Genomic DNA, 13,669 nt, shown 5'->3' with positions numbered 1-13,669 from the left:
GGGGGAATATCGAAGGCGCGGAGACGGCAGGCCCTGCCGTTTTCGTGCACCATGCAGGAGGCAGACTGATGGCCAAAGTCGCGATCGTAACTGGTGGAACCCGCGGCATCGGCGAGGCGATCAGCCTCGCGCTCAAAGATGCCGGGGTGACCGTCGCCGCCAACTATGCCGGCAACGAGGAAAAGGCGAAGGCTTTCACCGAAAAGACCGGCATCGCTGCCTACAAATGGGACGTGGGCGATTATGACGCCTGCCAGGAAGGCGTGAAGCAGGTTCAGGCGGAACTCGGCCCCGTTGACATCCTCGTCAACAATGCGGGCATCACCCGGGATGGCACCATCCTGAAGATGACCTACGAAATGTGGGACGATGTGATGCGGATCAACCTCGGTGGTTGCTTCAACATGAGCAAGGCCGTGTTCCCCGGCATGCGTGAGCGCAAATGGGGCCGCATCGTCAACATCGGCTCGATCAACGGCCAGGCCGGCCAATATGGCCAGGTCAACTACGCCGCCGCCAAATCGGGCATCCACGGCTTCACCAAGGCGCTGGCGCAGGAAGGCGCACGTGCCGGCGTTACCGTCAACGCGCTCGCGCCGGGCTATATCGATACGGACATGGTCGCGGCGGTGCCGGCGGACGTGCTCGAGAAGATCGTCGCCAAGATTCCGGTCGGCCGCCTCGGCCAGGCACATGAGATCGCGCGCGGCGTTGCCTTCCTGTGCTCGGACGATGCCGGCTTCATCACCGGTACCACGCTGTCGCTCAACGGCGGCCAGCACATGTATTGAGGCCTTGGGGCGCGTGCCGCAAAGGCCGCGCCCCTTTGCCGCCGGCATATCATGTCGGGCACTGCCGCTGCGCTCGGGTGAACGCATGTGGCGCCAACATGTCCGTCATCCCGGGTTGAGCCGGGATCCCGCTTCTTCGATCTCTGAACGGATTGATCGCCCCCAATAAGTCGCGTCTGCGCGCATCCGCCCACTTTGCAAAACAGAAGAAGCGGACCTCGGCTGAAGGTCGGGGCAGCGAATTGGAGGTTTTGTATCCAGCTCACGCTGGTACTCACGGGCTTTCGTCGGCGAGCAACGGCACTGAAAGCTGCGCAAAGATGAGAGGATGCCGCCGTCATGACCGACTTTGACTGGCGCGGCCCGATCAAGCGCTCGGTGACGATTGCCGGCCACCAGACCTCGATCAGCCTCGAGCCGATCTTCTGGACGGCACTGCGCGATGCCGCGGAAGCCGAGGCACTTCCGCTCAACGCCTTGATCGCGCGCATAGATGCCGATCGCATCCGCGCCGATGATCCCCCAAACCTCGCCAGCGCGATCCGTATCTGGCTCTTGATTAAAGCGAACTCCTCGCAATAAGCGCTTGACGGATGTGCGAATAAGTATCAATAGCGGTGCTAGGCCTTACAGGCTTCTGACCCTGAACGGGGTGGATTGAGAGCCCCGCGTCGAATGGCTGGCGACGCGCTTGTTCTTATCCCATAGCTCCCGGGTCGTGGGGGCGGTCGGCATCCTGGGCCGGCCGCCCCTTTTTTTATGACCCCGCGGCCGCCCATCCAAGCATTTGGGAACGTCGGCAACGACGTCGCTCGGATAGTGGCCCTCGCAAGCAGGCGCTGCGCCGCATTGTTCTTCGAAAACAACAGCTGAATACAAAAGCGAAGCAGTCGCATTAGCTGGATTGACAAGGTTGCGAGTCACTATCAATAGCGCCCTCACGTCGACAGAAACACTATGAGACGAAGGGGAAAACATGCTTCGATCCGAACTTTGGGCGTCCGTGTCCGCTAGTGCGACTCCGGCCTTGCTCGCCCTCTCCTGCGTTGCGCTCGCCGCGCCCGCGCATGCCGAAGAGGCCGCCGCTCGGCAGCAGACTGAACAGGATCGTGAAAACCCCATCGTCGTCGACGGCGCGCGTGAGCGCGAAGTCGAATCGCCAAAGGCGACTGCGCCGCTGCTTGATACGCCGCAGACTATCACTGTGATCTCGGCGCAAACGATCCAGAAGCAGAACCTGCTTACGTTGCGCGACGCGCTGTCGACGGTGCCCGGCATCACCTTCGGCGCCGGCGAAGGCGGCGGCGGTTACGGCGACTCGATCAACCTGCGTGGCTATTCCGCCAACAATGACATCACGATCGACGGCATTCGCGATAGCGCGCAATATACGCGCTCCGATCCGTTCAACCTGCAGCAGATCGAAGTCTATAACGGCGCCAACAGCGTCAATAATGGCTCGGGCTCGCTGGGCGGTACCATCAATCTCGCCTCGAAGACGCCGACCTCGGAAAACCTCACGGTGATCCAGGCCGGCATCGGCACCGACAATTATTATCGCGGCACCGTCGATTCGAACATCGTCGTGAATGACCTGATCGCGGTCCGCCTCAACGCGATGTATCACCACAACGACATTCCCGGCCGCGACGTCGAGAAGAATGAGCGTTGGGGCGTCGCGCCGTCGATCACGATCGGGGTCGACGGGCCGACCAGCCTGACGCTGGCCTATGTCCACCAGTCCGACAACAATGTGCCGGTCTATGGCGTGCCCTATTATGCGGTTGCCGGCGGCCCGCTGCAGGGCGTCGACGACAGCAACTATTTCGGCATCGAGAATCTCGATTCGCAGAAGCTGCGGCTCGATCGCGTGACCGCGACCTTCAGCCATGAGATCAGCGACAATGTCACGATCCGCAACCTGACCCGCTACCAGCGCGTCTACCAGCCGACCGTGACCAGCGCCCCGCAGGGGACTTATTGCCTCGCCAACGGTCGGACGCCGCTCGGCGTCGCCTGTACCGCACCCGGCTTCTACACGCCCAGCGGCCCGCGCGGGCTGGTGCGCGACCAGACCAATGATCTGCTCTACGATCAGGTCGATCTGCGCGTCGTTTCGGGCTCGGCCGAAGGCATCCGCAACACGATGGTGATCGGCGCTTCCTACGCGCAGGAGGATTACAAGATCGAGAATGCGCAGCTCCTGCGCAATCCCGGCGGCGCGCTGCCCGTCCCCGTCCAGCCGAACATCTCGATCACCGATCCCAATACGACGTGGACAGGGCCGGTGAACCGGATTCTGACGGGCCAGTCCTTCGGCGACACTCGCAACATGGCGATCTACGGCTTCGACACGCTCGAACTGAACCAGATGTTCGAGGTCAATGTCGGCCTGCGCTACGAAGATGTCCGCACCGTCTTCCGCGCCGATACGGTTACAACGCCGGTCACGGGCTCGGTCTATACCCGTGGCGCCGACCAGATCAGCGATGAGAGCCTGTTCTCCTATCGCGGCGGATTGGTGTTCAAGCCATTGCCCAACGCCAGCCTCTACGTCTCCTACGCCAACTCGAAGACGCCCTCCTCGGCAACGGTGCGCGCGGGCTGCGGCACCAACTGCGATGTCGCGCCGGAAAAGGGCCGCAGCTACGAAGTGGGCGGCAAGCTCGACTTGTTCGGCCGCAAGCTACAGCTCACCGCAGCGCTGTTCCGCAACGAACGAACCAATTTCCGTATCGCTTCCAACGACCCGATCGCGCCAACCATTCAGGTGCTCGACGGCCATTCGCGCGTAGACGGCATCGCGCTCGGCGCGTCGGGCAACATCACCCCCAACTGGACGGTGTTCGCCAACTACACCTACCTGGATGCGTCGATCCGACAGAGCGTGTCGGACTTCTGCCTGGCCAATCCGGGCACCACGGGCTGCGCCAACAGCACGGCGAACCCCGACCCGCAGCGTGGCAATGATCTGATCCAGACGCCCAAGCATGCGGGCAGCCTGTTCACCACCTACAGCTTCCCGTTCGGGCTGCAGATCGGTTACGGCTTCACCTATCAGGGCAGCTTCGCGCTCAATCAGTCGACGCTCGCGGACAGCACCCAGTTCCGCTCCAAGGACTGGATGACGCACCGCGCCTTCGCGTCCTATGCGCTGGGCAAGGGCATCACCGCGCAGGTCAACGTCCAGAACTTCACCAACGAGCGCTATTTCACCAGCATCCGCAACAATGGCTGGGCGGCACCGGCCGAGGATCGCTCGGCGGTGGCGAGCATCTATTACAGCTTCTGACCCGATAAGGGCCGTCATCATCGACCAGCAGTCGGATCCGAACAAAGGGGTGGTCGGCACGGCGCCGGCCACCCCTTTTTTTCGTCTATGCGGCGATCAACCGCACATCGCGGCGAGCGCCGTCGACATGAACTCTTCCGGCCGCGGGTCGCGCACCAGCATGCGCACTGCCAACCCCCGCTTTTCCGCTAACGCCATGCCCGCCTCCGCGCCGAGCACGGTCAGCGCGGTCGCCCAGGCGTCGGCATACATGCAATGTCGATGGAGCACGGTGACCGAGGCGACGCCATTGGTCACGGGCGTGCCCGTGCGCGGATCGATGCTGTGCGCATGGCGCTGGCCGTCATGCTCGAACCAGCGGCGATAATCGCCCGAAGTCGCGATCGACAGGCCATGCAGCGCGATGCGCAGCGGCGTCGCCTCGGTGAAATCCGGATGCGGCTCGGCGTCGACCCACCATGGCTGGCCGTCGTCGCGAATGCCGGCGCCATTGAGTTCGCCGCCGATCTCAACCAGCGCATGGCCGATGCCAAGTCGCCGCAGCGCCTCGGCGACCGCATCGACCGCATAGCCCTTGCCGATGCCCGAGAAATCGAGCGCGACGTCCGCTGTGCGCCGGGCGAACTGGCCGCGCCGTTCGATCGCCCGCCAGCCGCGCGGCGCCAGCATCGCGGCAAGGCGGCGCGGTTCCGGCGGGGCGGGTTGGCGGCCTTCGGGGCCGAAGCCCCAGGCGGCGGCCAGCCGCCCGATCGCCGGGTCGAACGCGCCCGCGCTGGCATGCGCCACCTCCAACCCGGCAGCGAGCACGCGGTCGAGCGCGGGCGTCATCGCCTGCCAGGTGCCGGGGGCGGTGCGGTTGAAGCGACTGATCTCGGTATCGGATCGCCAATGGCTGAGTTCATCGACGACCCGCGCGAGCGTCGCCTTGATCGCAGCCTCGACATCGGCCGCGTCCATCCGGTTGCCCGGATAGGCCTTTACGGACCAGTTCGTCCCCATGGTTTCGCCGGCGAGCGCCATGACCGGGCCGGATGGCCGGTCAGCGAACGCACGCGGCGAAACGATCGGGGGAATCGCGATCCGTGGTTCGAGGCGCGGTCCGGGCGTCAGGGCGCCAGAACCTCCAGCGTCGTCACATAGCTCATCCGCCGCTCGGTCGCGCCGGGCAGCGTAGCGCCCTTGTCGGATGTGCTGGCGTTCAGCCAGTACATGCCCGGCTGCGCCCAGTTGACCTGCACCTTGCCTTGCGCGTCGGTCTTCAGGTCCATCTGGCCCAGATCGCTGCGATAGCGGATGCCACCGGGGATCACCGTCACCGCCAGCCCCGCGGCGGGCTTGCCGTCGACCAGGAACTGGAAGGTGGCGGCCTCGCCCGCGACAAGATCATTGGGGTGCGTGACCGGCACGAGCTCGAGTCCCTTGCCCGTCGGTTTGAGCACGGTGTCGGTGGGGGCGCCGACCGTCACGAACACCTCGTTGCGGTTGACTGTTTCCATCAGTTTCACGTCGGTCGCGCCCGCCGGGATCGCGCCCGCCAGCTTGTCCGCCGAAAGCCCGCGCGGCAGGCGTTTTTCCTCGCCGTTCAGCTTGTACGAACCGAACGCGCCCTGCCCGCCCGATACGATCTTGTAGGTGCCGGGCTTGGTCAGGTGAACGTCGAAGGTGGAGCGGTAGCGGCCGGTGGCGCCATTCTCGATCGCCACCTCGGTGCCATCGGGCGCAACCGCCTTCACATTGTTCAGCCGCATCGGCTGATGCTCGAAATAGAAGAGGTCATTGGAAACGGCGGCATCCACCGTCACCCACACATCATTGCCCGACAGCACTGTGGCCGAGGGCATCATCCATTGCCGGTGAGCCTGCAGCGCCACCGGCGTCACGAAGGCAGCACCTGCGGCGACCAGCGCCAGCGTCCGCATCATCCTGTTCTTCATCTCCCGCTTCCCTTCCCGCTCACTTTACCTTGAGAGTGACCGCACCGAGCTCGGTCGTGCCCGCGGCGCGCAGCACCTGCCCGGACTTGATCGGCCAGGTGAACGGCACCCTGACGAGCTCGCGGCCGCCCACCTCGCGCGCGGCCTCGATCACCAGCGTGTAGCTGCCCGGCGCGATCGGCCCGAAGGGCGGGCGCGCGGCGGGGAAGGCGATGGTCTGCACGCCCGGTGCACGCGTCGCACCGGTCACGCCGTTCGCCGGGAAGGTCATCGTGCGGCCCGAGACGCGCCACCACTGGCGCACGTCGCGCAGCCACTTGGTGCCCTCGTTGTTGCGCATGTCATAATCATACCAGACCGAGACGGTCTTCGCGGGCGTACCCTGCTTTTCCAGCCACATTGCCACATAGGGGCGGTGATATTCGGCCACGGTCAGCCGCGGGATGGTGACGGCGATCTCCACCGTCTGCGCCGCGGCCGGCACGGCGAGGCCGGCGGCGCCTGCGGCCAGCGCCGGTCCGGTGACCATGATCCTGTGTGCGATCTGCATGTCTCGACCCCCTAGTGGATGAAGATGATGGCGATGAGCGCCGGTATGGCGAGGCCGGCGGCGACCAGCGGCCAGGTGCTCGGTCGCTTCGCCGCGTGGAGCTGCAGCAGCACCAGCCCGGTAAGCGCGAACACCAGGCATGCGCCGGCGAAGATGTCGATGAACCATTTCCATGCGGTGCCGGCGTTGCGGCCCTTGTGGAGGTCGTTGAGGTAGGAAATCCAGCCGCGGTCGGTCGCCTCGCCGGTGACGTCGCCGGTGGCGCGGTCGATTGAGACCCAGCCGTCGCCGCCGGGGCGCGGCAGCGGCACGTAGATCTCGGCGGCAGACCATTCGGCGTCACCCGCCGGGCGCTGGCCATAACGCCCTGACACCCATATCGCCACCGCGTCGGGCAGCGGCTTCTTGGTGTCGGCTTCGTCGGGGCTAGCGGCCGCGATCGACGGGCGCAGCGACGCCGGCAGGGCGGCCTTCTGCTCGGTCACGATGGGCGCCGCCTCGATCTCGGCGGCATGGTTCAGCGTAAAGCCGGTAATCGCGAACAGCAGCAGCCCGATCAGGCTGATCGCCGAGCTGATCCAATGCCATGTATGGAGTTGCTTGAGCCAGAAGGCTTTGCGGGTGCGCGACTTCCTGCCCTGAACCGGCGCTTTCATACTGCTCATCAGGGGCTCAGCGATTCCCATACGGTTGATGGGCACGCTATATCGAGAACGATTCGCAGTTTCAATGTGAAGCGCGCGATGAAATGTCGCGCCCGTGCGCCCAATCGCGGGCTCATGCCGTGGGCGAATAAGGGAAATCCGCCGCGCTAATGGCAGCGGGTGCCGCCCCCCCCCCCCCCCCGCGGGGGGTGACGGGGCGCCAAGCTTACTGACGCGTTCCGATCATCGGAAAGCTGCCGAACGCACCGGCGCTCACGGTGCCTTTCAGGCTGTCGCCTTCCACCGTCGCAGTGCAGTCCAGAGTCATCGGGAAGGGCGAGGTCATCTGCATCTTCCAGCTCAGCTGGTTGCCGTCGACCTTGCCGTCCTGCACCTCCAGCGTGCCCGGATCGCCGGCATTGGTGCCGGAGAAACTGTCGCCATCGGTCACCACCGTGAACACAGACTTCATTTCGCCCATCGGGGACTTGGTGATGCAATCATATGCGCCGTCGAGCGACATGGTCTGTTCTCCTGCAGGGCGGCTTTCGTGCCGCCAGGGGGTTTTAGAGGGGGTGGGGCCGCGGCGAAAGGGGGGCGGAAGAGGGGTGAACATAGCCCCTTTTCCGCCCGTCCGATCCTTACTTGCCCTGGATTTCCACCACCTCGACCGGCAGCCCGAGCCCGTCGAGCTGCGGCTTCACCTTGGCGGCATCGCCCACGACCACCCACAGGAACTTGTCTGGCTTGATCGCGGCACGCGCGGCGGCGTCCATCTGCGCGGCGCTCATGCGACGATACTTGCCAGCCAGCGTGTCGTAATAATCGTCCGAGCGGCCATAGAGATCATTGGCCTGCATTGCGCCGAGCACCGCCGCCGAGGTCTCGAAGCTACCCGGAAGCTCGCGAGTCAGCCCGTTGATCGTGCGCTCATGCTCTTCCGCGCTCACCCCCTTGGGGCCCAGGAAGCTGGCAAGCTGCTCGCGCAGCGCCTTGATCGCATCGCCGGTGCGATCTGCCTGCACGGGCGCGCGGATGGCATACATCGGTTCGCCCACCAGCCGCGTGACGCCGCCAGCCACGCCATAGGACCAGCCCTTGGTCTCGCGCAGATCCATGTTCATCCGCGAGAGGAAGCTGCCGCCGAGCACATCATTGGCGGCGGTGAGCAGATCGAGATCGTCGGTGCCCTTCCCCGGCAGCAATTCGCCAGCATAGATCATCGACTGCGGCGAATCCGGCCGGTTGACCAGCACGATGCGCGGCTGTGTGGCCGGCGGAGTCGCACCGACATTCTTGGTGCCGGCGGTGCCCACGCCCTTCCAGCTGCCGAAGCTGTTCTCCAGCTCTGCCTTCACCTCGGCGATCGGCCGGTCGCTGGTCACGAAGATCTTGACCTTGTCCGGGCGGATCCAGGCGTTGTGGAAGGCGACCAGCTCGTCGCGCGTCACCGCCGCGACCGCCTTGGGATCACCGCTGCCAGTGAAAGGGATGCCATAGGGATGCTGCGTGCCGTAGAGCAAAGGCGGCAAGGTGCGCAGCGCCAGCGATCGCGGATCGGTCATTTCCTGCGCGATGCCGGCGAGTTGCTGGCCGCGCAGCCGCTCCACTTCGGCCGGCGCGAAGGCCGGGTTGCGCACGATGTCCGCAAAAAGGTCCAACGAACCGCCGAGATTGGCAGAGAGCGACGACATGGTGAGCGTGGTACGGTCCATCGACGCGCGCGGGCTGAACGACGCCCCCAACCGCTCGAGCTGTTCGGCGATCTGCACCGAGTTGCGCGTCTTCGTGCCCTCGTCCAGCAGCGACAGCATCAGCGCCTGCGTGCCGAGTCGCGCCTTGGGATCGGCGGCGTTGCCGGCGTCGAAGCTCAGCGACACCCAGCTCATCGGCACCGCGGTGCGCTGCGCATAGACCAACTCCACACCGTTGGAGAGGCGGGTGCGCTCGACCGCCGGGAACTGAAGATCGGCGATCGTGCCGACCTCGGGCAGTTTCGAGCGGTCGACCGCGGCAACCGGCGCGCGGCCGGCGCCGCCTTCCAGCGAGCCGCGGGTTTCCGCCGCGGCGTCGGCCGCCGGGATTTTGGACGGCGGCGCCAGCGGCTTCTCGCTCGGTGCGGGCACGCGATAATAGGAGGGCGCGAAGGAAGAGGGCTTCTTGTCCGCGGCCTCCTCATAGGCGCCGCGTTCGCCCGGGCTCACCGTCAGCGCATAGACCGGCCGCGAAAGCCACTTTTGCAGCGCCGCCTGCACCGTCGCCGGGCTGGTCGTGCCATAGGCGGCGAGGTTCTTCTTATAGAAGCCCGGATCGTTGGAATAGAGCAGACCCTGTGCCAGCGCGGTCGCCTTGCCGCCGAAGCCGCCCACCGATTCCAGCCCGCCGATGCGGCCGGCAACCTCGGTGGTCGCCACGCGCTTCACCTCGTCAGCGGTCGGCCCCTTTTTGATGTAATCGGCCAGGATCGCGTCGAGACGCTTCTCGACCGTCGCCGCGTCGACGCCGGGCTTCACGTCGACGGTGATTTCGAACATGCTGATCTGCGCGAACTGCTGCAGGCCAGCGGTGACGCCGACCGCGAGCTTGTCGTTACGCACCAGGATATTGTCGAGGCGGGAGCTGGCGAGGCCGCCGAGCACCGAGGCGCCGATGTCCAGCGGCACCGTATCCGTGTCGTTGAGGCCGGGCACGATCCAGTCACGATAAATCCGCGTTGTGGCGACACGATCCTTCATCTCCTCGCGGACCGGCGCGGGCAGGGTCGGCACCGGCGCGTTGACCGCGCCCTGCTGCGGACCTTGGGCGATGTCGCCGAAATATTTCTCGACCAGCGGGCGCGCTGTTTTCGCGTCGATGTCACCGGCCAGCACGAGGATCGCGTTGTTGGGGCCGTAATGCTGGCGGAACCAGTTCTTCACATCCTCGAGGCTGGCACCGTCCAAGTCCGCCATCGAGCCGATCGTCGAGTGGCGATAGGGATGGCCCTCGGGGAAAAGCGCCGCGAGCTGGGCATATTCGACGAGGCCATACGGCTGGTTATCGCCCTGTCGCTTCTCGTTCTGGACGACGCCGCGTTGGTTATCGAGCTTCTCCTGCGTCACTGCGCCGAGCAGATGGCCCATGCGGTCGCTTTCGAGGAACAGCGCGCGCTCCAGCGCGGGCGTCGGCACCGTCTCGAAATAATTGGTGCGGTCGAACCAGGTGGTGCCGTTGAAGTCGGTCGCGCCGACTTGCTGCAGCGGCTCGAAGAAGTCGCCCGGCGCATTCTCCGATCCGTTGAACATCAGATGCTCGAAGAGATGCGCGAATCCGGTCTTGCCCTTGGGCTCATGCTTCGACCCGACATTGTACCACACCGACACCGCGACGATCGGCGCCTTGCGATCGGTATGGACGAGCACCTTGAGCCCATTAGGCAGGGTGAACGCCTCATAGGGGATGTTCACCGCCTGCGCGAGCTGGCCGACCGGCGCCTGCGCGACCACGGGGGTCATCGCGCTGGTGCCGAGCAACAATACGGGTGCAAGCAGCAAAGCTGCGGCGGTACGACGCATGTACGGGGATCCTTCTGAAAGGCAGCCATGGGCAATGGCCCAGCATAGCCGTGACGGTTACGCACGCAACGATCGGCGTGCATAGCGGTTGCGGATGTCGCTGGGACGGGCATTGACGACAGTCAGCCAGGGATGTCGCAGACGCCTGCAATTGCCGTTCGACCAACGGCGCTTGGAGGTCGACGAAGGGCGGTTGCGGCGCCGGGCTGCGGGGCGTCACAAGAATTTCGCACCCAACCCCTTCTTGTTGCATAATTGCAACACTACATCTCGCCTAACCGAAGGGAGGCATGATGAACCTCGAGAAATTTACCGACCGGGCGAAGGGGTTCCTTCAGTCCGCACAGACCGTGGCGATCCGCATGAGCCATCAGCGGATCAGCCCCGAACATCTATTGAAGGCGCTGCTTGAAGATGAGCAGGGCATGGCATCCGGCTTGATCCGCGCAGCGGGCGGTTTGCCCGAAACCGCGCTGCGTGAGACCGACGCCGCACTGGCGCGCGTGCCCTCCGTCTCCGGCAGCGGCGCGCAGTCGACGCCGGGGCTCGACAATGATCTCGTCCGCGTGCTCGATCAGGCCGAACAGATCGCGCAGAAGGCGGGCGACTCCTTCGTCACCGTCGAGCGGCTGCTGCTCGCGCTGGCGCTGGCTTCCACCAGCACCGCCGGCAAGGCGCTGGCTGCCGCGGGCATGAAGCCCGAGGCGCTGAACGCGGCGATCAACCAGATCCGCAAGGGCCGCACCGCCGACACCGCGGGCGCGGAGGATCGCTATGACGCGCTCAAGAAGTTCGCGCGCGACCTCACCGAGGCGGCGCGCGACGGCAAGCTCGATCCGGTCATCGGTCGCGACGAGGAGATCCGCCGCACCATCCAGATCCTCGCCCGGCGCACCAAGAACAACCCGGTGCTGATCGGCGAACCCGGCGTCGGCAAGACCGCCATCGCGGAAGGGCTGGCGCTGCGCATCGCCAATGGCGACGTGCCCGACGGCCTCAAGGACCGCACCTTGATGGCGCTCGATATGGGCAGCCTGATCGCCGGCGCGAAATATCGCGGTGAGTTCGAGGAACGGCTGAAAGGCGTGCTCGACGAGGTGAAAGCTGGCGAGGGCGACATCATCCTGTTCATCGACGAGATGCACACGCTGGTTGGCGCGGGCAAGTCCGAGGGCGCGATGGATGCCAGCAACCTGCTCAAGCCCGCGCTGGCGCGGGGCGAACTGCATTGCATCGGCGCGACCACGCTCGATGAGTATCGCAAGCATGTCGAAAAGGATCCGGCGCTGCAGCGGCGGTTCCAGCCGGTGTTCGTCGGCGAGCCGACGGTCGAGGATACGATCTCGATCCTGCGCGGGCTGAAGGAAAAATATGAGCTGCACCATGGCGTGCGGATCACCGATGGCGCGCTGGTTTCCGCCGCCACGCTCTCCAACCGCTACATCACCGATCGCTTCCTGCCGGACAAGGCGATCGACCTGATGGACGAGGCGGCGAGCCGCCTGCGCATGGAGGTCGAATCCAAGCCCGAGGAGATCGAGAATCTCGATCGCCGCATCATCCAGCTCAAGATCGAGCGGGAAGCGCTGAAGAAGGAAAGCGACGACGCCTCGCGCGATCGCCTCGCAACCCTTGAAGGCGAACTTGCCAATCTGGAGCAGCAGTCGGCCGAAATCACCACCCGCTGGCAGGCGGAAAAGGAGAAGATCAACGCCGAGGCCAAGCTCAAGGAGCAACTCGACGCCGCGCGCGTCCAGCTCGAACAGGCGCAGCGGCAGGGCGATCTCGGCAAGGCCGGGGAACTCAGCTACGGCGTGATTCCCGGTTTGGAGCGCCAGCTTGCCGAGGCGGAAAACGCCGCGGCCGGCGCGATGCTGCGCGAGGAGGTGACCGCTGAGGACATCGCCTCGGTGGTCAGCCGCTGGACCGGCATCCCCGTCGACAAGATGCTGGAGGGCGAGCGCGAGAAGCTGCTGGCGATGGAGCAGATGCTCGGCAAGCGCGTGATCGGCCAGGCCGACGCGGTCTCCGCGGTCAGCCGTGCAGTGCGGCGTGCCCGCGCCGGCCTGCAGGATCCCAACCGGCCGCTCGGCAGCTTCCTGTTCCTCGGGCCGACGGGTGTCGGCAAGACGGAACTGACCAAGGCGCTCGCCGGCTTCCTGTTCGACGATGACAGCGCGATGGTGCGCATCGACATGAGCGAGTTCATGGAGAAGCATGCGGTTGCGCGGTTGATCGGTGCCCCGCCGGGCTATGTCGGCTATGAGGAAGGCGGCGTGCTGACCGAGGCCGTGCGGCGGCGGCCCTATCAGGTCGTGCTGTTCGACGAGGTCGAGAAGGCGCATGGTGACGTCTTCAACGTGCTGCTGCAGGTGCTCGACGATGGCCGCCTTACCGATGGCCAGGGCCGCACGGTCGACTTCTCGAACACCTTGATCGTGCTGACGTCGAATCTCGGCAGCCAGTATCTTGCGAACCTGCCGGACGGCGCGAGCGCGGACAGTGTCGAGCCGCAGGTGATGGAGGTGGTGCGGGCGCATTTCCGCCCCGAATTCCTCAACCGGCTGGACGAGATCATTCTCTTCCACCGGCTCGCGGCGGACCATATGGGCCCGATCGTCGACATCCAGGTGGCGCGCGTCGGCAAGCTGCTCAAGGATCGCAAGATCCGCCTCGACCTGACCGACGCCGCCCGCGCCTGGCTGGGCCGGGTCGGATATGATCCGGTCTATGGCGCGCGACCGCTGAAGCGGGCGGTGCAGAAATATCTGCAGGACCCGCTCGCCGACCTCATCCTGCGCGGCGACGTGCGGGACGGCGGCGCGGTGCAGGTTGACGAAGGTGACGGCGCTTTGATGCTGTCGCCGGAGTAAAGGCTAAACCCGAAGGGGCGGCGTGACGGGC

Annotated in this window: 10 protein-coding genes; 4 read left to right on the top strand and 6 right to left on the bottom strand. The window is 65.4% G+C overall.

What is annotated here, in order from left to right:
- The first annotated feature begins 68 nt into the window (after positions 1–68).
- From phbB to FHS96_RS21805, 3 genes are all read left to right on the top strand, one after another.
- Positions 69–791 (top strand): acetoacetyl-CoA reductase, encoded by a 723-nt coding sequence (gene phbB / locus FHS96_RS21815; RefSeq protein WP_429596786.1) that lies wholly within the window; start codon positions 69–71, stop codon positions 789–791.
- A gap of 339 nt (positions 792–1,130) precedes the next feature.
- Complete coding sequence (locus tag FHS96_RS21810) at positions 1,131–1,373, top strand: ribbon-helix-helix domain-containing protein (RefSeq protein WP_429596783.1); 243 nt, start codon at positions 1,131–1,133, stop codon at positions 1,371–1,373.
- Positions 1,374–1,767: 394 nt separating this feature from the next.
- Positions 1,768–4,083, top strand: a complete 2,316-nt coding sequence (locus tag FHS96_RS21805) for a TonB-dependent receptor (protein WP_429596780.1) — start codon at positions 1,768–1,770, stop codon at positions 4,081–4,083.
- Between the two features lie 96 nt (positions 4,084–4,179).
- Here the strand turns inward: FHS96_RS21805 and FHS96_RS21800 are convergent, their stop codons facing one another.
- The 6 genes from FHS96_RS21800 to FHS96_RS21775 all read right to left on the bottom strand — a co-directional run bounded on the left by FHS96_RS21800 (position 4,180) and on the right by FHS96_RS21775 (position 10,765).
- A complete protein-coding gene (locus FHS96_RS21800; RefSeq protein ID WP_429596777.1) occupies positions 4,180–5,103 on the bottom strand; it encodes an FAD:protein FMN transferase in 924 nt (307 codons plus the stop codon).
- Positions 5,104–5,189: 86 nt separating this feature from the next.
- Positions 5,190–6,017: a DUF4198 domain-containing protein gene (locus tag FHS96_RS21795; RefSeq protein WP_429596774.1), complete on the bottom strand. Its 828-nt coding sequence runs from the start codon at positions 6,015–6,017 to the stop codon at positions 5,190–5,192.
- Between the two features lie 19 nt (positions 6,018–6,036).
- Positions 6,037–6,567, bottom strand: a complete 531-nt coding sequence (locus tag FHS96_RS21790; protein ID WP_429596771.1) for a DUF2271 domain-containing protein — start codon at positions 6,565–6,567, stop codon at positions 6,037–6,039.
- An 11-nt stretch (positions 6,568–6,578) separates the two neighbouring features.
- A complete protein-coding gene (locus FHS96_RS21785; RefSeq protein ID WP_429596909.1) occupies positions 6,579–7,223 on the bottom strand; it encodes a PepSY-associated TM helix domain-containing protein in 645 nt (214 codons plus the stop codon).
- A gap of 214 nt (positions 7,224–7,437) precedes the next feature.
- Positions 7,438–7,734 (bottom strand): hypothetical protein, encoded by a 297-nt coding sequence (locus FHS96_RS21780; RefSeq protein ID WP_429596769.1) that lies wholly within the window; start codon positions 7,732–7,734, stop codon positions 7,438–7,440.
- Positions 7,735–7,852: 118 nt separating this feature from the next.
- Positions 7,853–10,765, bottom strand: coding sequence for a M16 family metallopeptidase (locus FHS96_RS21775; RefSeq protein ID WP_429596766.1), 2,913 nt, complete (start codon positions 10,763–10,765; stop codon positions 7,853–7,855).
- A 293-nt stretch (positions 10,766–11,058) separates the two neighbouring features.
- Here FHS96_RS21775 and clpB point away from each other — a divergent pair, with 293 nt between their 5' ends.
- The gene (gene clpB, locus FHS96_RS21770; protein ID WP_429596763.1) at positions 11,059–13,638 is read left to right on the top strand and encodes an ATP-dependent chaperone ClpB; all 2,580 of its coding nucleotides are present in this window, start codon (positions 11,059–11,061) and stop codon (positions 13,636–13,638) included.
- Positions 13,639–13,669: the final 31 nt, after the last annotated feature.

This window comes from Sphingomonas zeicaulis, from assembly GCF_050433225.1.
GTDB classification, from domain to species: Bacteria; Pseudomonadota; Alphaproteobacteria; order Sphingomonadales; family Sphingomonadaceae; genus Sphingomonas_D; species Sphingomonas_D zeicaulis.
This window is presented reverse-complemented; position numbering and strand designations above follow the sequence as displayed.